Genomic DNA, 21,578 nt, shown 5'->3' with positions numbered 1-21,578 from the left:
GGGTGGTCGACGGACGGGCAAAGGCGTGCCGACGGACGGGGGACGGACAACATGATCAGACGCAGGCTGCGGTCGACCACGGTGGTGCTCGGCGGCGTGGGGATGCTCGCGGCGACGCTCACCGCGTGCGGCTCGGACCCCGACAGGCGGTGTGTCGACCCGGTGACCCGGGAGGAACTGCCCTCCTACGAGTGCCGGGACAGCAGCGGTAGCGGCTCGTACTACTACGGGGGCAGCAGCCACCGGGGGAAGGTCTCCGGCGGAAGCTTCGACAAGTCCGCGGTCGACCGCGGCGGTTTCGGCAGCTCCCACAGCGGCGGCGGCTGAACCCGGTGGAGCGCCGCACCATCGAGCCACGTCCCGGCTGGCAGAGGACCGTCGAGGAGCAGGGCCTCATCTACCCCCTGACCCGCTACCCGGACGGATCGCTGCGCCCGTACTGGGACGAGAGCGCCTACTACGTCTTCTCCCTGCCCGAGGTCGAGGCACTGGAGGAGGTCGTGGAGGAGCTCCACACCATGTGCCTGGCCGCGGCCGCGCACATCGTCGCGCACGACCGCTTCGCCGACCTCGGCGTCACCGACCGCCGGCTCGCGGGACTGATCGCCGAGTCGTGGCGCCGCCGCGACGAACTCCCGTCGCTGTACGGCCGCTTCGACCTGCGGTACGACGGGTCGGGTCCGGCCGTACTGCTGGAGTACAACGCCGACACCCCCACCTCCCTCGTGGAGGCGGCCGGCCCCCAGTGGTTCTGGATGGAGGAGCGCTTCCCCGGCGCCGACCAGTGGAACTCGCTGCACGAACGCCTCGTCGACGCGTGGAAGCGGCAGGCGTCCCTCCTGCCGCCCGGCCCGGTGCACTTCGCCCACTCCGACGGTGACGAGCTCGGCGAGGACCTGATGACGGTCGCCTACCTGCGGGAGACCGCCGAACAGGCCGGCATCACCACCGAGGCCCTTTCCATGGAGCGGATCGGCTGGGACCGGCTGACCGGCCGCTTCGTCGACGAGCACCTCCGCTTCATCCGCAGCTGCTTCAAGCTCTACCCGTGGGAGTGGCTGACGACCGACCGGTTCGGGCCGCACGTCCTGGACACCCTCGACAACGGCGGCGGTACCGGCTCCACCTGCTGGATCGAGCCCGCCTGGAAGATGCTCCTGTCCAACAAGGCGCTGCTGGCCGTCCTGTGGGAGCTGTACCCCGGGCACCCCAACCTGCTGCCGGCCTACCTCGACGGTCCGCGCGAACTGGCGGACGGGGCGGCGGGCTACGTGTCCAAGCCGCTGCTCGGCCGCGAGGGCGCCGGGGTCACCGTGCACGCACCGGGCAGCCCGCCGGTGATCCGCGACGAGGCCTGCTGCTACCAGGAATGCGCGCCGCTGCCCGACTTCGCGGGCAACCGCGTGGTTCTCGGCGCCTGGGTGGTCGGGGACGAGGCGGCCGGGCTCGGCATCCGGGAGTCGGCGGGGCCGGTCACCGACGAGTACGCCCGCTTCCTGCCCCACGTCATCCTCTGATCCGGGCCCGGGCGGCCTGAGCGCGGCGCGCCGGAGCCCGGGCGGCCGGGGCCGATCCCGGTTCCTGGGTCCAGGTCCCGGCACCGCGCTCAGGCCGGGCGGCGTGAGCGCCGCGCCGGAGCCCTGGTCCCGGGCCCGGGTCGCGGGCTGATTCCCGACGCGTGCCGGCGCTCAGCCGCGCAGGACGTCCCGGAGCTGTTCCAGCCCCCAGTCCAGGTCCTCCTTGCTGATCATCAGGGGCGGGGCGATCCGGACCGTGGAGCCGTGGGTGTCCTTGACCAGGACCCCGCGCTCCATCAGCTTCTCCGAGATCTCCCTGCCCGTGCCGAGGGCCGGGGCGATGTCGACGCCCGCCCACAGACCCCGTCCCCGTACGGCCTCGACCCCGCCCCCGTCGGCCATCAGCGCCAGCTCGCGGTGGAGGTGGTCGCCCAGCTCCGCCGCCCGCTGCTGGAACTCGCCCGTGCGCAGCATCGCGATCACCTCCAGCGCGACCGCGCACGCCAGCGGGTTCCCGCCGAAGGTCGACCCGTGCTCGCCGGCGCGGAAGACACCCAGCACGGCGGCCGACGACACCACGGCGGAGACCGGCACCACACCACCGCCCAGCGCCTTGCCCAGCACGTACATGTCGGGCACCACACCCTCGTGCTCGCACGCGAACGTCCTGCCCGTACGACCGAGACCCGACTGGATCTCGTCGGCGACGAACAGGACGTTCCGCTCGCGGGTCATCTCGCGCACCCCCGCCAGGTAACCGGGCGGCGGCACCAGGACCCCGGCCTCGCCCTGGATCGGCTCCATGAGCACCGCCACGGTGTTCTCGGTCATGGCCGCCCCGAGCGCGGTCAGGTCCCCGTACGGCACGATCTCGAACCCGGGTGTGTACGGACCGAAGTCGGCCCGCGCCTCGTGGTCCGTGGAGAAGCTGACGATCGTCGTCGTCCGGCCGTGGAAGTTGCCGGCGGCGACGATGATCTTCGCCATCCCGTCCGGCACGCCCTTGACGCGGTACCCCCACTTGCGGGCGGTCTTCACCGCCGTCTCCACGGCCTCCGCGCCGGTGTTCATGGGCAGCACCATCTCCATGCCGCAGAGTTCGGCGAGCCGCGCGCAGAAGTCGGCGAACCGGTCGTGGTGGAAGGCCCGGGAGGTGAGCGTCACCCGGTCGAGCTGGGCCTTGGCCGCGTCGATCAGACGCCGGTTGCCGTGGCCGAAATTGAGTGCTGAGTAGCCGGCGAGCATGTCGAGGTAGCGGCGGCCCTCGACATCGGTCATCCAGGCCCCGTCCGCCGAGGCGACGACGACCGGCAACGGGTGGTAGTTGTGCGCGCTGTGCGCCTCGGCGGAGGCGAGGGCGGTGTCCGTGGTCGGCACGGGGTCTCCGTTCGTCGTGCGGCGGGGGCGGGGTGTGCCCACTTTGTATCGTCGGTCGGATGCCGCACCGGGAAACCTCCGGAGCGCGGCGCGCCCCGCACACCGTCTCCCGCCTCTTTCCCGCACCGCTCGGCGGAGATCGGCCCGGCACCTGAGACAATGAGTGCATGGCCTCTGATCGACCCCGCGTGCTCTCCGGAATCCAGCCCACAGCAGGCTCGTTCCACCTCGGCAACTACCTCGGTGCGGTCCGCCAGTGGGTGGCCCTCCAGGAGTCCCACGACGCGTTCTACATGGTGGTGGACCTGCACGCGATCACCGTGCCGCAGGACCCCGCGGAGCTCCGCGCCAACACCCGGCTCGCCGCCGCCCAGCTGCTGGCGGCCGGTCTCGACCCGGCGCGCTGCACGCTCTTCGTCCAGAGCCATGTCCCCGAACACGCCCAGCTCGGCTGGATCATGAACTGCCTCACCGGCTTCGGCGAGGCCTCCCGCATGACGCAGTTCAAGGACAAGTCCGCCAAGCAGGGCGCGGACCGCGCCACCGTGGGCCTGTTCACCTATCCGATCCTCCAGGTCGCGGACATCCTGCTGTACCAGGCCGACCAGGTCCCGGTCGGCGAGGACCAGCGCCAGCACATCGAGCTCACCCGGGATCTCGCCGAGCGTTTCAACGGCCGCTACGGGCAGACGTTCACGATGCCGTCGCCGTACATCCTCAAGGAGACGGCGAAGATCTTCGACCTCCAGGACCCGGCGGTCAAGATGAGCAAGTCGGCGTCCACGCCGAAGGGCCTCATCAACCTCCTGGACGAGCCGAAGGCCACCGCGAAGAAGGTCAGGAGCGCGGTCACCGACACCGACACCGTGATCCGCTACGACGCCGAGAAGAAGCCCGGTGTCAGCAACCTCCTCACCATCTACTCCACCCTCACCGGAACCGCCGTCGCGGACCTGGAGCGGAAGTACGAGGGCAAGGGGTACGGCGCGCTGAAGACCGACCTCGCCGAGGTGATGGTGGAGTTCGTCACTCCGTTCCGCGACCGCACCCAGGAATATCTGGACGACCCGGAGACGCTGGACTCGCTCCTGGCCGAGGGAGCCGAGAAGGCCAGGACCGTCGCCGCCGAGACGCTGGCGCAGGCCTACGACCGGATGGGCCTTCTGCCCGCCAAGCACTGAGTCCAAGGACCCTGGCGGGAGCACGGCCCGAGGCGGCACACTGGCGTCGGGACGACTGCCGGTCGCGGCCGGAAATCGACCACCGAAGATTGAGGAGAACGATGTGGGGACCGTAACGCTCGGCGTTTCGATCGCGGTCCCGGAGCCCTACGGCAGCCTGCTCCAGGAGCGGCGCGCGAGCTTCGGGGACCCTGCCGCGTACGGCATTCCCACCCACGTCACCCTCCTCCCGCCGACCGAGGCGGCGGCGGCCGTCCTGCCCGCGGTCGAGGCGCACCTCGGCCGGATCGCCGCGGCCGGCCGCCCCTTCCCGATGCGGCTGTCCGGTACGGGCACCTTCCGCCCGCTGTCCCCGGTCGTCTACGTCCAGGTCGTCGAGGGCGCCTCGGCGTGCTCCTGGCTCCAGAAGCGGGTCCGGGAACCCTCGGGACCGCTGGTCCGCGAGCTGCAGTTCCCGTACCACCCGCACGTCACCGTGGCGCACGGCATCGCGGAGGAGGCGATGGACCGCGCGTACGAGGAGCTCTCCTCGTACGAGGCGGCCTGGACCTGCGGCTCCTTCGGACTCTACGAACAGGGCGCGGACGGCGTCTGGCGCCAGATCAACGAGTTCCCGTTCGGCGCCGGCGGCGGCGCGGCGGCCGTGCCGGCCCAGGGCGGATGGACCGTGGAACACCCCTCGCTGCGCCCCTGACCGGCCGTGTCACACCGGCAGCCGCCGGAACAGCGGGCGCGGCACGTGCCGCAGGGCCGACATGACCACCCGCAGCGCACCGGGTACCCACACCGTCTCCGAGCGGCGCCGCAGGCCCGTCACGATGGCGTCCGCGACGGCGCCGGGTGTGGTGGAGAGCGGCGCCTCCTCGCGCCCCGCCGTCATCCGTGACCGTACGAAGCCGGGGCGTACGACCATCACGTGCACTCCGGTCCCGTGCAGCGCGTCCCCGAGTCCCTGGGCGAAGACGTCCAGGCCCGCCTTGCTGGAGCCGTAGATGAAGTCGGCGCGCCGGGCCCGCTCACCCGCCACCGACGACAGCACCACCAGCGATCCGTGGCCCTGCGCCTGGAGCGCGGCGCCGCACACCAGACCGGCCGAGACCGCGCCCGTGTAGTTGGTCTGCGCCACCCGGACCGCGGAGAGCGGTTCCTCCTCGTCGTGCGCCTGGTCGCCGAGGATGCCGAAGGCCAGCAGCACCATGTCGATGTCGCCGTCGGCGAAGAGTTTGCCGAGCACCTCCTCGTGGGAGGCGGTGTCGAGGGCGTCGAAGGCGACGGTACGGACGTCCGCACCCAGTTCGCGCAGCTCGGCGGCGGCGCGCTCCAGAGCGGGCGAGGGCCGGCCGGCCAGCCGGACCGTGCGGGTGCGGCGGGCGATCAGCCGGCGCGCGGTGGCCAGGCCGATCTCGGAGGTGCCGCCGAGGACGAGCAGGGACTGCGGGGCACCGAAGGCGTCCTTCACGGGAAACTCCTGGCGACGAGAACGGGACAGGCGGACAGGCGGACAGGCGGACAGACGGCCGGCCGGACGGGCAGGGTGGCCGAGCCGGCGGGCGGGTGCTCGTGGGAACCGGTCGGCGGCCGGACAGGCGACCGGGGCCCCGGTGGAGGTCAGAGCGCGAGGCGGCGGGACAGGTCCGACCGGAAGGCCCCGGCCGGGTCGAGCTCCTCGCGCAAAGCGCGGAACTCGGCCAGCCGCGGGTACATCGCGGCGGCGACGTCCGGGCGCAGCCGGGCGTCCTCGGCCAGGCAGACCCGGCCGCCGGCCGCCGCCACCTCCTCGTCGAGGCCGTCGAGGAGCCGCGACAGACCGGGCAGGCCGGCGGGCAGCCCGAAGGAGAGCGTCCACCCGGGCACCGGGAACGACAACCAGCCGGGGCCCGGGTCACCGAACCGCTTGAGGACGGCCTGGAAGGCGGGACAGCGGCGGGCGGAGAGCCGGCGGACGACGCGGGCCACCGTCTCCCCGTGGCCGTGGCCGACGGCGAACTGGTAGCGCACGAAACCGGCCCGCCCGTAGAGGCGGTTCCAGTGGGGCAGGGTGTCCAGCGGGTGGAAGAAGGCGGAGATCCTCCGGAGCTCCCCGGACCGCGCCACGGGGGCGCTGCGGTGGCGCAGCTCGTTCACGAGCGCCGCGGAGGTCCCCCCGAGCAGAGCGGCAGGCAGCAGCGGGGCGGCGGCGGGCAGCTGCCCGGTACGGAAGGTGAGCGGGGTGCGCCGGGCGCGCGCCGGAAGCGCCTCCAGGGGTGCGTGCTCCCCCCGGGTGAGGACGGCGCGGCCGGTCGCCTTCCCGTGCGCCAGGAGATCGATCCGGGCCGCCGCGTACGGGGCGGCCTCGCCCCACGTGGCGAGCCGGGCCATCGCGTCGTCCAGGCAGGTGGCGCGCTCGGTGTCGACCGCCATCAGCGAGGTGGCGACGCGGCGGAAGGCCAGCGTGGCGGAGAGGATGACACCGGTCAGGCCGAGGCCACCCGCGGTCGCGTCGAACAGCGGGGTCCCCGGCAGCACCGTGCGCACCTCGCCGTCGGCGGTGAGCAGGTCCAGGGAGCGCACGTGGCGGGCGAAGGAGCCGGCGGAGCGGTGGTTGCGGCCGTGGACGTCCGAGCCGATCGCGCCCCCGACGGTGACATGGCGGGTCGCGGGGGTGACCGGCACGAACCCCCCGAGCGGCAGGAGCACCCGCATCAGGTGGTGCAGGCTCACCCCCGCCTCGCAGACCACCGTGCCCCCGACCGCGTCGACCGTCCGGATACGGTTCAACGCGGTCATGTCCACCACGGATCCGCCCGCGTTCTGCGCGGCGTCGCCGTGGGCGCGGCCCAGCCCGCGGGCGACGACCCCTCGCGGCCCGCGGCCCCGCACGGTGACGACGGCCTCTTCGTACGTACGGGGGCGGAACCGCAGTGCGGTGGTCGGGGCGGTGCGGCCCCAGCCGGTCATGGACACCGTGTCGACGGACATGGGGGTGACCGTATCGCCCGGGAAAACCCTTTTGAGGGATTTGTTACAGCACTCACCGAAATGGGTGATCGGCCACCGCGGAGGCACGGCGCCTCGGTTTTCCGGCCCCGGGAGGGTACGCGTACCGCATGGACTGGCTGACAAGACTCCCCGTCATCGGGCCGCCCCTCGCGCGGCTGATGGAGACGCACGCCTGGCGCTCCTACGAGACCCTGGAACGGGTCCACTGGGCCAGGCTCGCCGCGGCGATCACGTTTCTCAGCTTCCTGGCGCTCTTCCCGCTCATCGCGGTCGGGGCGGCGGTCGGTGCCGCTCTGCTCTCCGACGACCAGCTGCGGACGATCGAGCACAAGCTCGCCCAGCAGGTCCCGGGCATCTCCGACCAGCTCGGCATGGACAACCTGGTGGCCCACGCGGGCACGGTCGGTCTGGTCGCCGGTGCGCTGCTGCTCTTCACCGGTATCGGCTGGATCGGCGCGATGCGGGACTGCCTGCGGGCCGTCTGGGAGAAGGACGACGCGGACGACGGCAATCCGGTGATCAGCAAGCTCAAGGACGCCGGACTGCTGGTCGGGCTCGGCGGCGCGGCACTCGTGACGCTCGCCGCTTCCACGGGCGGTTCCATCGCCATCGGCTGGACCGCCGACCTGCTCGGCGTCCCCGGACACGGCGTGGGCGGTGTGCTGCTCCAGGTGGCCGCCCTCGCCGTGGCCGTGTTCGCCGACTTCCTCCTGCTCCTCTACCTGCTCACCCTGCTGCCCGGGGTGGAGCCGCCGCGGCGGCGGCTGACGGTCGCGGCACTCCTCGGCGCCGTCGGCTTCGAGCTCCTCAAGCTGCTGCTCGGCGGCTACATGAGCGGCGTCGCCTCCAAGAGCATGTACGGCGCCTTCGGCGTCCCGGTCGCGCTCCTGCTGTGGATCAACTTCAGCGCGAAGCTGCTGCTGTTCTGCGCCGCCTGGACGGCGACGCCCAGCAGGACGAACGGGAAGGGGAGCGTCAGCGACGCGGCAGACGGCGCACCAGGTCCGGCAGCGGCCAGCGCCGGTTGACGAGGAACACCCCGCCGGCCAGGACCACCACCAGCCCCCCGACGACCGACAGCGCGATCCCGATTCCGCCGGATCCGGCGGCGACGGGGGCCGCGACGACCTTGGTGGCCCCCGCCCCGGCCGACTCCTCCCCGGTGGGCTGGGCGCCCTTGCCGGTCCCGGGGCCGATCTCGGCCGACTTCGGCGGCACCAGCTCGCCGATCGGCATCACCTTGCCGCTCGCCGCGAATCCCCAGTCCAGCAGGCCGGCCGCCTCCTTGTAGACGGCGTGGCTCACGTCGGACGACGGGTTCATGACGGTGACGAGGAGCACCTTGCCATCGCGCTCGGCGACCCCGGTGAAGGTGTTGCCCGCGTGGGTGGTGTAGCCGTTCTTGACCCCGGCGATGCCCCGGTAGGGGTCCACCCCGATGTCCCCGGTGATCAGGCGGTTGGTGTTCTGGATCTCGAAGCTCTCGCGCTTCTTGCCCTTCTTCTGCTCGCCGGGGAACTCCGCGCTCGCCGTGGCGCAGTACTCGCGGAAGTCCGCCTTCTGCAGCCCACTGCGGGCGAAGAGGGTCAGGTCGTAGGCGCTGGAGACCTGCCCGGGGGCGTCGTAGCCGTCGGGGGAGACGACGTGGGTGTCGAGCGCCTGCAGTTCGTCGGCGTGGCGCTGCATTGCCGCGACCGTCGCGTCCACCCCGCCGTACATCGAGGACAGCACGTGCACCGCGTCGTTGCCGGAGCGGAGGAACACCCCGAGCCACAGATCGTGGACGGTGTAGGCGTGGTCCTCCTTGAGGCCCACCAGGCTGCTCCCCTCGCCGACCCCGGCGAGCTCCTGCTCGGTCACCGTGTGGGTCATGCTCTTCGGCTGCAGGGCGGGCAGGACCGTGTCGGCGAAGAGCATCTTCAGCGTGGAGGCCGGGGGCAGCCGCCAGTGGGCGTTGTGCGCGGCGAGGACCTGGCCGTTCTCGGCGTCCGCGACGATCCACGACCGGGCGGTGAGGTCCTTCGGCAGGACCGGCGCGCCGGGGCCGAGAGCGACTTGGGTGCCCATCTCGCCGAGGCGCTTGCCGCCCACGGTCGACATCGGCCCGGTCGGCTTCGGCTGCGTGTCGTCGGTCTTGTCCTTGTCGGCCGCCACCCCGGGACTGACGACACTTACGGACAACAATGCGGCAGAGAGGACCGTCATCACGGTCTTTTTCAGAGCAGGCACGGTCGGAAACGTACAGGGCATTGCTGGGGAGAGAAGCACGGATGCCCTGACCCGCCGCGCGTACCGCCGGTACGGCCCACCCCGCGCGACCCGCCCCGGGCGTGGCGGCGATACTGATTCCATGAAGCTCAGCCGCCCCGTCTCCTGGTTCCTGCTCGCCTTCGGGGTGTGGAGCTGGTTCATCTGGGTCACTTTCGTCAAGAACCTCTGGAAGGACGGCAGCGGGCTCGCGTTCGACGACGCCGGCGACCCGACCGCGTACTTCTGGGTCCATCTGCTGCTCGCCGTCACGTCGTTTCTTCTGGGGACGGCCGTCGGAGTCATCGGGTTCCGTGGCGTCAGGGCTTCGCGGCGCGCGTGACACATCCGGCCCGCGCGTGAGCGGGCGGCACAGGTACCGGAAAGCGGGGGAACGTACGTGGTCGTGGTGTTCGTAGGAGTGGCGGTCGCGGTCCTCGCGCTGCTCGTCGGTGCGCACCGTTACGTGTGGCGCAGGCTGATCGGTGACACGACGGCCCGGGGCGGCCTCGCGCGCCGCGCCGGTACGGCCGCCGCGTTCGTCCTGCCGCTCCTGAGTCTCGGCGCCCTGGTGTCGGGCCGTGCGGGCTTCCCCTTCGTGGTGCAGCAGGCGCTGGCCTGGCCGGGGTTCCTCTGGCTGGCCGCGCTCCTCTACCTGACTCTGGCCCTGCTCGTCGGCGAGGTCGTACGCCCCGTGCTGCGCCGTCTGACGGCCCGTCGGGCGGGCGCTGCGGCCGGACCCGTTACGGACGGCGCGGAGGCGGAGGCGGTCACGGGGAGCCCCGCGGACACCGGAGCGCCCGCGCGTGCGGAGAGGGCCGCGGGCACCGCCGCCGACGCGCCCGGCGCCACCGGTACGTGTACGGCGACCCCGCCCCGCACGGCGGCCCCCGAAGCCCCGCCGGCCCCCGGAGCCCCCTCGGCCGCCGATCCCTCGCGGCGGCTGTTCGTCGCGCGCGCGGTCGGCGGCGCCGCCGCGCTCGCCGGGCTCGGCACCGTCGGGTACGGCACGTACGGAGTGCTGCGCGGACCCCGGACCAAGCGGATCACCGTGCCGCTCGCGAAACTGCCGCGCTCCGCGCACGGCTTCCGGATCGCCGTCGTCAGTGACATCCACCTCGGCCCGATCCTGGGACGGGCGCACACCCGGCGGATCGTCGACTCGATCAACGCGGCACAGCCCGACCTGGTCGCCGTCGTCGGCGACCTCGTCGACGGGTCGGTGGCCGACCTGGGCTCCGCCGCCGAACCGCTCGCCGGGCTGGAGGCACGGCACGGCAGCTACTTCGTCACCGGCAACCACGAGTACTTCTCCGGTGCGGCCCAATGGGTCGACCACGTGCGCGAACTGGGGCTGCGCCCGCTGGAGAACGCCCGGGTCGAGATCGCCGGGTTCGACCTCGCGGGGGTCAACGACGTCGCGGGCGAGAGCGAAGGCCAGGGCCCCGACTTCGGCCGTGCGCTCGGCGACCGGGACCGGGCCCGCGCCTCCGTCCTCCTCGCGCACCAGCCCGTCGTCATCGACGACGCCGTCGCGTACGGGGTGGACCTCCAGCTCTCCGGCCACACGCACGGCGGGCAGCTCTGGCCCGGCGACCTGCTGGCCGAACTGGCCAATCCCACGGTCGCCGGGCTCGAACGCTACGGCGACACGCAGCTCTACGTGTCGCGCGGCGCGGGCGCCTGGGGCCCGCCCGTGCGGGTGGGCGCGCCCTCCGACATCACCATCGTGGAACTCGCCTCCCGCCAGGCCTGAACGGGCCGCGTTCCCGCTCAACTGCCCGCGATATCAGAGGAGTCACCCGTCACCGCCCCACCCGGCGGAAGAATCGCCTGCGGAGGAGTCGTCTCGCCGCTGATTCGAGCTCTGAGCGTGCCGCTTATCGAACAAGTTGCTGCGAGTGCCCCATTTGCTCTTCCAGATGTGAATATCGTGTGATTAGGTGAGGTGAACATGCGGCGGTGTGCGTTCTGAGCACATGAGCCGAGGTGGGGCTGGTAAGGGAGAGCACGGCACATGCGGTCGGTCCGGGTACGGATTCTCGCGATTCTCGCGGTATTGGTCATCGCAGGCGTCGGTGCCTGGCAACTACTCCCCTCCGAAGAGGAGAACACCCACCCGGTCACGGTCGGAACCTCGGACGAGGTCACGTCCCTGGACCCGGCCGGCGCGTACGACGCCGGTTCCTGGGCGATCTACAGCAACCTCTACCAGTCCCTTCTGACGTTCAAAGCCGGAGCGATCGTGCCGGAACCGGACGCGGCCGAGCGTTGCGGCTTCGTGGGGCAGAAGCTCCAGACCTACCGGTGCACGCTGCGGGACGACCTGACCTTCTCCAACGGGAAAAAGATCACCGCCGGGGACGTCAAGTACTCCTTCGAGCGCATGCTCAGGATCAAGGCGGACGCCGGGCCCTCGGTGCTCTTCCCGAGCCTCGACACCATCGTGGCCGAGGGCCGCACGATCACGTTCAACCTCTCATCCCGGGACGCGACCTTCCCGCAGAAGCTCGCCACGGGGGCGGGATCCATCGTCGATCCCGCCCGGTACCCGAAGGGCAAGCTGCGCACCGGCGACCAGGTCGACGGTTCGGGTCCGTACCTCCTGAAGTCGTACGAGCCCGGTGTGCAGGCGGAACTGGTGCCCAACACGGCGTACAGGGGTGCGCTGACGAAGACGGGCGGGGCGGTGAACGTCCGCTACTTCGGCGGTTCCGACGAGCTGCAGAGGGCCTGGGACGCAGGTGACGTCGATGTCACGCACCGTCAGCTGCCAGCGGACAAGCTGGCCGGGCTCGACCCGGGGGCCACCGAGCAGCGCGTCACCGAGGCCGAGAGCGCCGAGATCCGCAACCTCGTCTTCAACGTCCGGCCGGACTCGGCACTCTCCGACAAGAGGGTCCGCCAGGCCATCGCCTGGATCATCGACCGGGGGCCGCTGGTCTCCGACGTCTACAAGAGCACCGTCGCCCCGCTCTACTCGCTGATCCCGCAGGGCTACATCGGCCACAGCACCCCCTTCTTCGACGCCTACCCGCAGCCCGACCCGAAGAAGGCCAGGAAGCTGATGGAGGAGGCCGGTGTGGACATCCCGCTGCACATCACCCTCGGCCACCGCGACGACGACGCGAACAAGGACGAGACGGCCGAGCTGATCCGCCAGCTGGAGAAGGACGGGCTGTTCGAGGTCACCGACAAGGCCGTGGAGTGGCAGGCCTTCCAGAAGGGCTACGCGGCCGGGAAGTACGACGCGTACACCGTCGGCTGGCTGCCCGACTACCCCGACTCCGACACCTTCAGCCAGCCGCTGGTCGGCCGCGGCAGCAGCCTCCACAACGGCTACGCCAGCACGAAGATGGACGCCCTGATCTCGGCCACGCAGCAGTACGGCGACCGCAGCCGGACCTCGGCCGACTTCAAGGCACTGCAGGAGCTGGTCGGCGAGGACGTCCCGCTCGTCCCACTGTGGCAGAAGAAGGACTACGTCGTCAGCAAGGCGACCGTCTCCGGGTCCCAGTACCTCTCCGACGGCACCGGCCTCTGGCGGCTGTGGGAACTCAGCTGGATCTGACGGCAGCCGCCCCCGGCGGGGCCCCGCGCGCGGGACCCCGCCGGGGGACGGATCCGCGTCAGCCGGATCCGGCGCCGGCCGCCGGGCGTGCCGCGGCCCCGGGCATGAACTCCACGAGTACGGCGTGGATCTGCCGCACGAGAGGGCGCAGCACCCGGAAGCGGGACAGCGCGATCGCCCGCGCGGCCAGCGGCGCCGTGCGCTCGACGAGCCGTCTGCTGCGTTCGGCGCCCTCGGACCGGTCGTGGACCCAGAAGAGCACCAGACCCATCTGCATCAGCCACATCAACTGCGGCAGTATCTGCTCGAGTTCGGGGTCCGGACGGGTGGAGGCGCCGGCCAGGCACCGCCGGTGGATCGAGATCGCGGCCTCCCGTGCGGCGACCGACTCCGGCGAGAACGGGGAGAGCGGGCTGTCCGGGTCGGCGGCGTTCTTGAAGAACTGGGCACCGAACCGGTGGTAGGGGCCGGCCACGTCCAGCCAGCCGAGCAGCACACCGCGGATGCGTACGGCGAGGTCCGGGTCGCCGGCCAGGACCGGCAGGACGGCGGCCTCGTGCTCGGCGGCGATCCGGTCGTAGAAGCCCTGGACCAGATGTTCCTTCGACGCGAAGTAGTAGTACGCGTTCCCGACGGAGACCCCGGCCTCCTGGGCGATGGCCCGCATCGTCGTACGGTCGTAGCCCCGCTCCGCGAAGAGCCGCAGCGCGGTCCCCAGGATCAGGGTCCGGGTCTGCTCGCTCTTCGGCGCCTTCGCCGGCCGGCCGTCCCCGGCGGGCCGCGCCCCGTCCGGACCCGGGGGGCTGTTCTCGTCCTTCACCACAGGCCCCAGGCTATCCGGGGGACCCTCCCGCCGGATCCGGCACCCGGCGGCGGAAGGACCGGGCAGGGCCGGGTCCGGGCTCAGGCGCTCATCGAGCGGGCGGTGTTGACCTGCGCCATGACCATCTGGAAGGTCTCCGGACCCGTCGCCGGGATCATCGTCGAGTGGTGCCGGCCGCTGCTGGTGACCGTGACCTGGACGAAGCCCGTCGTCCGCTTCTCCTTCATCAGCAGGAAGAGCAGGCCGACCAGGCAGAACAGCGCGAAGACGACGGCCAGCACGATGCCCACGGTCGGGATCTTCTCCTCGGTGCGCGACATGTCGGTCGCCGTCCACACCGCACCCTTGAGGGGCATCGTCCCCGAGGGGGTCACGATGCCGTCGTTCATGACGGTGATGTCACCGAACGAGAGCATCGGTACGCTGCCGGGCTGACCCGCGGGCTGGACCGGACCGCCGCCCGGGTAGCCGTACCCGGGACCGGGCTGGGTGGCGGACTCCGGGATCGGCTGCGGGTAGCCGTACGCCGGTGCGGCGCCCGGCGCCGGGTAGCCGTAACCCTGGCCGTCCGGCATCGTGGGCGGGTTGCCCGGCGGCTGGGGCGGGCCCCACTTGTACGAGTCGTCCGCGTACGGATTCGGATCGCTCACGACGTTCCCCGTTCTCCATCAAGCCCTGCGCCCCCGTGCCGTGCTGCGCCGGGGGAGGCGAGCCGGCGTCCGGCCCCGCCCGACCGTACCCTCCCGGCCCCGCCCGACGCACCAAGAGGCCCCGCCTTGCGCACGGCCGGTGCGCAGGACGGGGCCTGTGGGGTAACCCGTGGGTCAGAAGCGGCGGGTGATGAGCGCGCGCTTCACTTCCTGGATCGCCTTGGTGACCTCGATGCCACGGGGGCAGGCGTCCGTGCAGTTGAACGTCGTGCGGCAACGCCACACACCGTCACGGTCGTTGAGGATCTCCAGGCGCTGCTCGCCGCCCTCGTCACGCGAGTCGAAGATGAACCGGTGCGCGTTGACGATGGCCGCCGGGCCGAAGTACTGGCCGTCGTTCCAGAACACCGGGCACGAGGACGTGCACGCGGCGCACAGGATGCACTTGGTGGTGTCGTCGAAGCGCTCGCGGTCCTCGGGGGACTGCAGGCGCTCACGCGTCGGCTCGTTCCCCTTGGTGACGAGGAAGGGCATGACGTCGCGGTAGGCCTGGAAGAAGGGGTCCATGTCGACCACGAGGTCCTTGAGGACCGTGAGGCCCTTTATGGCCTCGACCGTGATCGGCTTCTCCGGGTTGATGTCCTTGATCAGCGTCTTGCAGGCGAGCCTGTTCTTGCCGTTGATCCGCATCGCGTCGGAGCCGCAGATGCCGTGCGCGCAGGAGCGGCGGAACGTCAGGGTGCCGTCGAGCTCCCACTTGATCTTGTGAAGGGCGTCGAGTACACGCTCCTTCGGGTCGATCGAGATCTGGAAGTCCTGCCACTCGACCTCGTCGGAGACCTCGGGGTTGAACCGGCGGATCCGGAACGTCGCCGTGATGTACGGGGTGTCGGCGAAGCCGGCCTCGGGGGCCTTGTCCGACTTCTCCAGGGTGGGGGTAGCCATCAGTACTTACGCTCCATCGGCTGGTAGCGGGTCGTGACGACCGGCTTGTAGTCGAGCCGGATCGACTCGGTGCCGTCGTCCGCGACCTCGCGGTACGCCATGGTGTGGCGCATGAAGTTGACGTCGTCGCGGTTCGGGTAGTCCTCGCGGTAGTGACCGCCGCGGGACTCCTTGCGGGCCAGTGCGGAGGTCGCCATGACCTCGGCCAGGTCGAGCAGGTTGCCCAGCTCGATGGCCTCCAGCAGGTCGGTGTTGAACCGCCTGCCCTTGTCCTGGATGGACACGTCGAGGTAGCGCTTGCGCAGTTCGGCGATCTTCTCGACCGCCGTCTTGATGGTCTGCTCGGTGCGGAACACCATCACGTTGGCGTCCATGCACTCCTGCAGCTCCGTGCGGAGCGCGTGGACCCGCTCGGTGCCCGTGGAGTTGCGCAGCCGCTCGACCTGCTCCTGGACCAGCTGGGCCGGGTTCTCGGGAAGCTCGACGAAGTCGTTCTTCGCGGAGTACTCGGCGGCGGCGATACCCGAGCGGCGTCCGAAGACGTTGATGTCGAGCAGCGAGTTGGTGCCCAGACGGTTGGCGCCGTGCACGGAGACACAGGCGACCTCGCCGGCGGCGTACAGGCCCGGGACGACGGTGGTGTTGTCGGCCAGCACCTCGCCCTCGACGTTGGTCGGGATGCCGCCCATGGCGTAGTGCGCGGTCGGCTGGATCGGGATCGGGTCCGTGTAGGGCTCGATCCCGAGGTACGTACGCGCGAACTCCGTGATGTCGGGGAGCTTCGCGTCCAGCTGCTCCGGCGGGAGGTGGGTGAGGTCGAGGTAGACGTGGTCGCCCTCGGGTCCGCAGCCGCGGCCCTCACGGATCTCCGTGTAGATGGAGCGGGACACGACGTCACGGGACGCGAGGTCCTTCATGACCGGCGCGTACTTCTCCATGAAGCGCTCGCCGTCCTTGTTGCGGAGGATGCCGCCCTCACCGCGGGCGCCCTCCGTCAGCAGGATGCCCATGCGCCAGATGCCCGTCGGGTGGAACTGGAAGAACTCCATGTCCTCCAGCGGAAGACCCCGGCGGTAGCAGGCGGCCTGACCGTCACCGGTCAGGGTGTGCGCGTTCGACGTCACCTTGAAGAACTTGCCGGTGCCGCCCGAGGCGTAGATGACCGCCTTCGCCTGGAAGACGTGGATCTCGCCGGTGGCCAGCTCGTAGGCGACGACGCCGGCGGACTTCTTGACGCCGTTCTCCTCGACGACCAGCTGGTCCAGGACGTAGAACTCGTTGAAGAACTCCACGCCCTCCTTGACGCAGTTCTGGTACAGCGTCTGGAGGATCATGTGGCCGGTGCGGTCGCCCGAGTAGCAGGCGCGGCGGACCGGGGCCTCGCCGTGGTTGCGGGAGTGACCGCCGAACCGGCGCTGGTCGATCTTGCCCTCAGGAGTACGGCCGAACGGCAGGCCCATCTTCTCCAGGTCGAGGACGGCGTCGATGGCCTCCTTCGCCAGGATCTCGGCGGCGTCCTGGTCGACCAGGTAGTCGCCGCCCTTGATCGTGTCGAAGGTGTGCCACTCCCAGTTGTCCTCCTCCACGTTGGCGAGCGCGGCGGCCATGCCGCCCTGCGCGGCGCCCGTGTGGGAGCGGGTGGGGTAGAGCTTCGTCAGCACGGCGGTGCGGCTGCGCTTGGTCGACTCGATGGCCGCGCGCATGCCGGCCCCGCCGGCCCCGACGATGACGGTGTCGTACTTGTGGATCTGCATGGTTTCCTCTGGTCCCTCTGTCCCGGCGCCTAGCGGATGTTCGGGTCGAAGGTGAAGATCACCAGCGTGCCCAGCAGGACGGTGAACACCGTGGCGGTGTACAGGAGCATCTTCAGCCAGAAGCGGGTGTTGTCCCGTTCGGCGTAGTCGTTGATGACCGTACGGAGGCCGTTCGCGCCGTGGAGCATGGCGAGCCACAACATCGCCAGGTCCCAGACCTGCCAGAACGGCGAGGCCCAGCGGCCCGCCACGAAGGCGAAGCCGATCTTGGAGACGCCGCCGTCCAGCACGAGCTGGATCAGCAGGTGGCCGATGACGAGAACGACCAGCACGATGCCCGACAGGCGCATGAAGAGCCAGGCGTACATCTCGAAGTTGGTGCGCGAGCCCTTGGGGGTCTTGCCCGTGCGCTTGCGCGGGGGCTCGATCACCGGGGCGGGGTTGTCGGCGTCGTACAGGCTCACGCCGTCGACGTCACCGATCGCGGAAGTGGGTGTCTCGGTGGACATCGGCCTCAGCTCCCGAAGACTTCGCGTACGGCGTGCCCGAGGACGGGGTACAGGGCCCCGGCCATCAGCACGATCCAGATGCCCATGACGGTCCACAGCATCTGCTTCTGATAGCGGGCGCCCTTGTCCCAGAAGTCGACGGCGACGATGCGGAGACCGTTCAGCGCGTGGAAGAGGATCGCGGCCACCAGGCCGTACTCGAGCAGCGCCACGAGTGGGGTCTTGTAGGTGGCCACGACGTCGTCGTACGCCTCGGGGGAGACACGCACGAGAGCGGTGTCCAGGACGTGTACGAACAGGAAGAAGAAAATGAGGACACCGGTGACTCGATGAGCCACCCAGGACCACATGCCTTCCCGGCCGCGGTACAGCGTTCCAGCCGGCACGGAAGAACCCTCCGGGAGCGGGGATTGGGGTCGGCCGGCTTGACTGTCGGTCTGACCCGGCCGGGTACGGTCCACCGGCCCCGGCCATCGTAGCGACGCTTTGTCGGTTCCATGGCGGCGGGGCCTCTGGTGTGATCAATGTGGCAATCAAAGAGGCACGGACGGGCTATCGCGGACCCGCCGCGAGGGGTCGGAACGGATCACGGTCCCGGCCCGCCGCCGCCACCAGTTCCGTGATGCGGGCCCGGGCGAGTCGCCGGCTCTCCTCCGCCGTGAGCGCCCGCTCCTCGTCCGGGTCGTGTGCCAGCCGGGTGCGGATGGCCGCCAGCACCTGGTCCACGTGCTGGGAGGGCGGCAGGCCGTCCAGGCAGATCACGAAGACGTGGCCGAAGCGGCTCTCGTACGCGGCGTGCGCGGCCCGGAGCGCCAGATGGGCGGTGCGGGGCGCGGCGTGGTGCAGGCAGGTGGCGCTCTCCGCGGCGAGCGCCTCGGCGATGTCGGCGGGCGCGAGGTCGTACCCCGCCTCGTCGGACGCGGCGAGCAGGGAGCCGAGGTCCGGGTACGGGCGGTGGGCCGCCATCCGCAGCGCCCAGCGCCGGCTGCCGCAGCACTCCAGCAGGGCCGCCTCGGCGAACTCTTCCGGCCAGGCGTTGAAGCTGTCCAGTCCGCTCGAGTAGGCGTTTACGCGTCCGCTCCCCGAGACTGGTTCCGGAACCCGGGGCTCCGTCGGGGTCTCCCCCGAGACCTGCGCGGGGCCACGGCTCTGGACGGGCAGGGCCGGCCGGGGTCGCTCCGGCAGGCCGGCGTGGGGCTCGCTGGACCTGGACAGCGGGGACTCCTCGAAATCAATGACGGCTGTGCCCGGGGAGACGGGCCGGAAAGCGGCGAGGTTGCGTGGGGCGGGAGTGAAGGCCGGAACGAATGTGCCGTAACGCTAACGAGACCGGGCGACCAGCGCCCGAATCATGCGCGAAATTCACCCGTACGGGAGAGTTTCGGAACGCTTGATGGACGAACTAATGGGAAGATTGCCCGACTTTCTCCCCATCTTTGATCTCTTTCTCCCTCGATCCGGAGGATTCTGACCGATGTCGCCCTCACGTGGAGCCCTGGTGGCCGGCGCGGCCGTCACGGCGGTAGCCGCCGTCACCCTCACCGTCGTCGTCTGGCCCGATGGCTCCGGCTCCGGGCCCCGGAACGGCGCGGTGTCCTCGTCGTCCACCTCCGCCTCGCCGTCGCCCACCCGGAGCTACCCGCTCTCCACGGCGCCGCGGACGATACCGGCGGTTCGCGAGCACACCCCCGCGCGCGGCCCCGGCTGGAAGCCGGCCGGTGACAGCGGCGTCGTCGCCGCCGACCCCCAGCTCGCCGACGAGGCGCAGCTGCTCGCCAAGGAGCTGAAGATCCGCTACCGCGGCGAGACCGCGGCCCGGGCCGGGGACGTCGAACTCGCGCTCGGCACCCCCGGCCGGGGCGCCCCGGAGTCCTACACCCTGAAGACCGAGGGCGGCCGGGTCACCATCAGCGGCCCCGACGAGGCGGGCGTCTTCTACGGGACCCGCACCCTCCGGCAGTCGCTGAACGCCGACGGCACCATGCCCGAGGGCGTGGTCCGGGACGCCCCCGACCGTCCCCAGCGCGGGCTCAACCTCGACATCGCGCGCAAGCACTACAGCGCCGCCTGGATCGAGGACCGGCTGCGGGAGATGGCCGATCTCAAGCTCAACCAGCTCGGCCTGCACTTCTCCGACGACCAGGCCTTCCGCATCGAATCCGACTCCCACCCGGAGGTCGTCTCCGCGGAGCACCTCACCAAGGCCGAGGTCCGCCGGATCCTGAAGCTCGCCGCGAGCCTCCACATCACGGTCGTGGGCGAGATCGACTCGCCCGGACACCTGGGCGCCGTCCTGCGGGCCCACCCCGATCTCCAGCTGCGCAACACCCAGGGCACGGCCCGGCAGGGCGCCATCGACATCTCGAAACCCGAAGCGGCCCGGATCGTCGACGACCTGCTGCGCGAGTACACCGAGCTCTTCCCGGGCCGGTGGTTCCACGTCGGTGCGGACGAGTACCAGGCGCTCACCGTCAGCAGTCCGCAGGCCTCCTACCCGCAGCTCGCCGCGGCCGCACGTGCCGAGTACGGGAGCGGCGCCACCGTGCAGGACCTGGCGGAGGGCTGGCTGAACGACCGTGCGGCAGTCGTCCGCGCGGCGCAGAAGATCCCCAAGGCATGGAACGACGGGTTCTTCACCGGTGGCACGGTCACCGCGGACCAGGGCATCGAGGTCGAGTACTGGACGGGCAAGGAGATCGGGGCCCGGCCGCCGCAGGAGTACCTGGCCGAGGGCCGCAAGGTGATCAACCTCAACGACGAGTACCTCTACTACGTGCTCGGCCAGCCCAACGACTTCGTCTACCCGACGGGGCAACGGATCTACGAGCAGTGGACCCCGCTCGTCCTGCGCGGTACCCAGCCGGTGCCCGCGCGGTACTCGAAGCAGATCCTCGGCGGCCGGTTCGCGGTCTGGGGGGACTTCCCGAACGCGCAGACGCCGCAGCAGGTGGCCGACGGCATCCGCATGCCGCTCAACGCGGTCTCCCAGAAGCTGTGGGACCCGCGCAAGCCGAAGCTCAGCTGGGCGCAGTTCACCCAGCTCGCCGACAGCACCGCGTCCTCCGGCTGAGCGGGCGCGAGTACGCTCCTGACGTCCTGCGTGCCGCGCGCCCTGGGGAGGGTGCGCGGCACAGCGCCGAAATCACCTTTTTCCGGGGGGCTCCACCATCATGCTGTGCACCACGTGCGGGACCAGACCCGTCGTCGGCGCGGACGGGCGCTGCACCCGCTGCTCCGCCCTCCACCGGGGGGCTCCCGGCGGGCTGATGCGGCCGGCCGCGGTGCCGCCGCCCGAGGCGTGGCAGCGGCTGCGCTCGCCCGTCGCGCTCTCGAAGGCGGTGGCCGCCCTGCTGTCCGCCGTCGTGCTGACGGACCTGCTCGACGTGGCCGCCGGCCTCCACCTCCGCGGCGCGATCGGCGACGGCGTGGTGCAGTGGACGAGGGCCGACCTCCTGTACGGCAGGGCCGGTTCCCTGCAGGCGGTCGCGCTGCTGGGCACCGCCGTGGTCTTCATCGTCTGGTTCCACCGGGTACGGCGGAACGCCGAGGTCTTCGACGCGGGTCTGCAGCAGATGAAGCCCGGCTGGGCGATCGGCGGCTGGTTCGTGCCCATCGGCAACTTCTGGCTGCCCCGCCGGGTCGCGGGGGACGTCTGGAGCGCCAGTACGACGCCGAACCCGGACGGCAGTTGGCGCCCGGTCTCCACGGCGCCGCTCAACCTCTGGTGGGCGGCCTGGGTCCTCTCGCTGCTCTTCGGCCGCTTCGCCTCCGGGCGGTACGCCGCGGCGGACGGGCCCCAGGAGGTCAAGGACGCCGCCGGCCTGGTCGTGGCGGCCGACGTGCTCGACATCCTCGCCGCGGTCCTGGCGATCGTCTTCGTACGCACGCTGACCCGGATGCAGGGCGAGCGCGCGGGCCGCGGCCCCCACCTGTCGCAGGACCGGCCGGCGGCGGCCAGGTCCTGGCCTGGAGCGCCGCCGCGGGGCGCTGCTGAGTGATCCGCGCAGCGGGTGGCACGTCCTTTT

21 protein-coding genes are annotated in these 21,578 nt (G+C 71.2%); 10 read left to right on the top strand and 11 right to left on the bottom strand.

What is annotated here, in order from left to right; all coding sequences use genetic code 11:
- Positions 1-51: 51 nt before the first annotated feature.
- Both ACH4VO_RS26910 and ACH4VO_RS26905 read left to right on the top strand, forming a co-directional pair.
- Positions 52-327 carry a hypothetical protein gene (locus tag ACH4VO_RS26910; RefSeq protein WP_360996662.1) on the top strand — a complete coding sequence of 92 codons (276 nt, stop codon included), beginning with the start codon at positions 52-54 and terminating at the stop codon, positions 325-327.
- 5 nt (positions 328-332) lie between these two features.
- Positions 333-1,517 (top strand): glutathionylspermidine synthase family protein, encoded by a 1,185-nt coding sequence (locus ACH4VO_RS26905; protein ID WP_360996659.1) that lies wholly within the window; start codon positions 333-335, stop codon positions 1,515-1,517.
- A gap of 171 nt (positions 1,518-1,688) precedes the next feature.
- Here the strand turns inward: ACH4VO_RS26905 and rocD are convergent, their stop codons facing one another.
- Positions 1,689-2,894, bottom strand: a complete 1,206-nt coding sequence (rocD, locus tag ACH4VO_RS26900; protein ID WP_360996656.1) for an ornithine--oxo-acid transaminase — start codon at positions 2,892-2,894, stop codon at positions 1,689-1,691.
- Positions 2,895-3,061: 167 nt separating this feature from the next.
- Between rocD and trpS the strand changes: the two genes are divergently transcribed.
- The gene (gene trpS, locus ACH4VO_RS26895) at positions 3,062-4,075 is read left to right on the top strand and encodes a tryptophan--tRNA ligase (RefSeq protein ID WP_360996653.1); all 1,014 of its coding nucleotides are present in this window, start codon (positions 3,062-3,064) and stop codon (positions 4,073-4,075) included.
- A 103-nt stretch (positions 4,076-4,178) separates the two neighbouring features.
- Entirely contained in the window at positions 4,179-4,769 is a 591-nt protein-coding gene (locus tag ACH4VO_RS26890) for a 2'-5' RNA ligase family protein (RefSeq protein WP_360996651.1), read from the top strand.
- Between the two features lie 9 nt (positions 4,770-4,778).
- Here the strand turns inward: ACH4VO_RS26890 and ACH4VO_RS26885 are convergent, their stop codons facing one another.
- Both ACH4VO_RS26885 and ACH4VO_RS26880 read right to left on the bottom strand, forming a co-directional pair.
- Positions 4,779-5,534: a decaprenylphospho-beta-D-erythro-pentofuranosid-2-ulose 2-reductase gene (locus tag ACH4VO_RS26885; protein WP_360996649.1), complete on the bottom strand. Its 756-nt coding sequence runs from the start codon at positions 5,532-5,534 to the stop codon at positions 4,779-4,781.
- Between the two features lie 149 nt (positions 5,535-5,683).
- Positions 5,684-7,033 carry an FAD-binding oxidoreductase gene (locus tag ACH4VO_RS26880; RefSeq protein WP_360996646.1) on the bottom strand — a complete coding sequence of 450 codons (1,350 nt, stop codon included), beginning with the start codon at positions 7,031-7,033 and terminating at the stop codon, positions 5,684-5,686.
- Positions 7,034-7,161: 128 nt separating this feature from the next.
- Here ACH4VO_RS26880 and ACH4VO_RS26875 point away from each other — a divergent pair, with 128 nt between their 5' ends.
- On the top strand, positions 7,162-8,082 hold the full coding sequence (locus tag ACH4VO_RS26875; RefSeq protein ID WP_360996643.1) for a YihY/virulence factor BrkB family protein: 921 nt from the start codon (positions 7,162-7,164) through the stop codon (positions 8,080-8,082).
- Here the strand turns inward: ACH4VO_RS26875 and ACH4VO_RS26870 are convergent.
- Positions 8,030-9,283: a D-alanyl-D-alanine carboxypeptidase gene (locus ACH4VO_RS26870; RefSeq protein WP_360996641.1), complete on the bottom strand. Its 1,254-nt coding sequence runs from the start codon at positions 9,281-9,283 to the stop codon at positions 8,030-8,032. The two genes, ACH4VO_RS26875 and ACH4VO_RS26870, sit on opposite strands and share 53 nt — an antisense overlap.
- Positions 9,284-9,404: 121 nt before the next feature.
- Between ACH4VO_RS26870 and ACH4VO_RS26865 the strand changes: the two genes are divergently transcribed.
- The 3 genes from ACH4VO_RS26865 (at position 9,405) to ACH4VO_RS26855 (ending at position 12,872) form a co-directional block, all read left to right on the top strand.
- Entirely contained in the window at positions 9,405-9,644 is a 240-nt protein-coding gene (locus ACH4VO_RS26865; protein WP_360996638.1) for an SCO4848 family membrane protein, read from the top strand.
- Between the two features lie 57 nt (positions 9,645-9,701).
- Complete coding sequence (locus tag ACH4VO_RS26860; protein WP_398441523.1) at positions 9,702-11,057, top strand: metallophosphoesterase; 1,356 nt, start codon at positions 9,702-9,704, stop codon at positions 11,055-11,057.
- Positions 11,058-11,318: 261 nt separating this feature from the next.
- On the top strand, positions 11,319-12,872 hold the full coding sequence (locus ACH4VO_RS26855; RefSeq protein WP_360996632.1) for an ABC transporter substrate-binding protein: 1,554 nt from the start codon (positions 11,319-11,321) through the stop codon (positions 12,870-12,872).
- A 58-nt stretch (positions 12,873-12,930) separates the two neighbouring features.
- Here the strand turns inward: ACH4VO_RS26855 and ACH4VO_RS26850 are convergent, their stop codons facing one another.
- From ACH4VO_RS26850 to ACH4VO_RS26820, 7 genes are all read right to left on the bottom strand, one after another.
- Positions 12,931-13,695 (bottom strand): TetR family transcriptional regulator, encoded by a 765-nt coding sequence (locus ACH4VO_RS26850; RefSeq protein WP_360996629.1) that lies wholly within the window; start codon positions 13,693-13,695, stop codon positions 12,931-12,933.
- An 80-nt stretch (positions 13,696-13,775) separates the two neighbouring features.
- Positions 13,776-14,345, bottom strand: a complete 570-nt coding sequence (locus ACH4VO_RS26845) for a hypothetical protein (protein ID WP_360996626.1) — start codon at positions 14,343-14,345, stop codon at positions 13,776-13,778.
- A gap of 174 nt (positions 14,346-14,519) precedes the next feature.
- Positions 14,520-15,290 (bottom strand): succinate dehydrogenase iron-sulfur subunit, encoded by a 771-nt coding sequence (locus ACH4VO_RS26840; RefSeq protein ID WP_360996624.1) that lies wholly within the window; start codon positions 15,288-15,290, stop codon positions 14,520-14,522.
- Positions 15,290-17,044 (bottom strand): succinate dehydrogenase flavoprotein subunit, encoded by a 1,755-nt coding sequence (sdhA, locus tag ACH4VO_RS26835; RefSeq protein ID WP_360996621.1) that lies wholly within the window; start codon positions 17,042-17,044, stop codon positions 15,290-15,292. Before sdhA ends, ACH4VO_RS26840 begins: the two co-directional genes overlap by 1 nt.
- Positions 17,045-17,073: 29 nt before the next feature.
- Positions 17,074-17,553 carry a succinate dehydrogenase hydrophobic membrane anchor subunit gene (locus ACH4VO_RS26830; protein WP_360996618.1) on the bottom strand — a complete coding sequence of 160 codons (480 nt, stop codon included), beginning with the start codon at positions 17,551-17,553 and terminating at the stop codon, positions 17,074-17,076.
- Positions 17,554-17,558: 5 nt separating this feature from the next.
- Positions 17,559-17,939, bottom strand: a complete 381-nt coding sequence (gene sdhC / locus ACH4VO_RS26825; RefSeq protein ID WP_360996615.1) for a succinate dehydrogenase, cytochrome b556 subunit — start codon at positions 17,937-17,939, stop codon at positions 17,559-17,561.
- A 166-nt stretch (positions 17,940-18,105) separates the two neighbouring features.
- Entirely contained in the window at positions 18,106-18,603 is a 498-nt protein-coding gene (locus ACH4VO_RS26820; RefSeq protein ID WP_360996682.1) for a 2-oxo-4-hydroxy-4-carboxy-5-ureidoimidazoline decarboxylase, read from the bottom strand.
- A gap of 424 nt (positions 18,604-19,027) precedes the next feature.
- Here ACH4VO_RS26820 and ACH4VO_RS26815 point away from each other — a divergent pair, with 424 nt between their 5' ends.
- Together ACH4VO_RS26815 and ACH4VO_RS26810 are read left to right on the top strand one after the other, a co-directional pair.
- On the top strand, positions 19,028-20,623 hold the full coding sequence (locus ACH4VO_RS26815) for a family 20 glycosylhydrolase (protein ID WP_360996612.1): 1,596 nt from the start codon (positions 19,028-19,030) through the stop codon (positions 20,621-20,623).
- Between the two features lie 100 nt (positions 20,624-20,723).
- Positions 20,724-21,551 carry a DUF4328 domain-containing protein gene (locus ACH4VO_RS26810; protein WP_360996610.1) on the top strand — a complete coding sequence of 276 codons (828 nt, stop codon included), beginning with the start codon at positions 20,724-20,726 and terminating at the stop codon, positions 21,549-21,551.
- Positions 21,552-21,578 lie beyond the last annotated feature (27 nt).

It is taken from the genome of Streptomyces sp. NPDC020780, assembly GCF_044334475.1.
Taxonomy (GTDB): Bacteria; Actinomycetota; Actinomycetes; order Streptomycetales; family Streptomycetaceae; genus Streptomyces.
This window is presented reverse-complemented; position numbering and strand designations above follow the sequence as displayed.

Bases quoted from the DNA above. Each gene is read 5' to 3' on its own strand.
- ACH4VO_RS26880 (WP_360996646.1), bottom strand. From the start codon at position 7,033: ATGTCCGTCGACACGGTGTCCATGACCGGCTGGGGCCGCACCGCCCCG.
- sdhA (WP_360996621.1), bottom strand. From the start codon at position 17,044: ATGCAGATCCACAAGTACGACACCGTCATCGTCGGGGCCGGCGGGGCC.
- ACH4VO_RS26910 (WP_360996662.1), top strand. From the start codon at position 52: ATGATCAGACGCAGGCTGCGGTCGACCACGGTGGTGCTCGGCGGCGTG.
- ACH4VO_RS26840 (WP_360996624.1), bottom strand. From the start codon at position 15,290: ATGGCTACCCCCACCCTGGAGAAGTCGGACAAGGCCCCCGAGGCCGGC.
- ACH4VO_RS26815 (WP_360996612.1), top strand. From the start codon at position 19,028: ATGTCGCCCTCACGTGGAGCCCTGGTGGCCGGCGCGGCCGTCACGGCG.
- ACH4VO_RS26875 (WP_360996643.1), top strand. From the start codon at position 7,162: ATGGACTGGCTGACAAGACTCCCCGTCATCGGGCCGCCCCTCGCGCGG.
- ACH4VO_RS26865 (WP_360996638.1), top strand. From the start codon at position 9,405: ATGAAGCTCAGCCGCCCCGTCTCCTGGTTCCTGCTCGCCTTCGGGGTG.
- ACH4VO_RS26810 (WP_360996610.1), top strand. From the start codon at position 20,724: ATGCTGTGCACCACGTGCGGGACCAGACCCGTCGTCGGCGCGGACGGG.
- ACH4VO_RS26830 (WP_360996618.1), bottom strand. From the start codon at position 17,553: ATGTCCACCGAGACACCCACTTCCGCGATCGGTGACGTCGACGGCGTG.
- ACH4VO_RS26855 (WP_360996632.1), top strand. From the start codon at position 11,319: ATGCGGTCGGTCCGGGTACGGATTCTCGCGATTCTCGCGGTATTGGTC.
- trpS (WP_360996653.1), top strand. From the start codon at position 3,062: ATGGCCTCTGATCGACCCCGCGTGCTCTCCGGAATCCAGCCCACAGCA.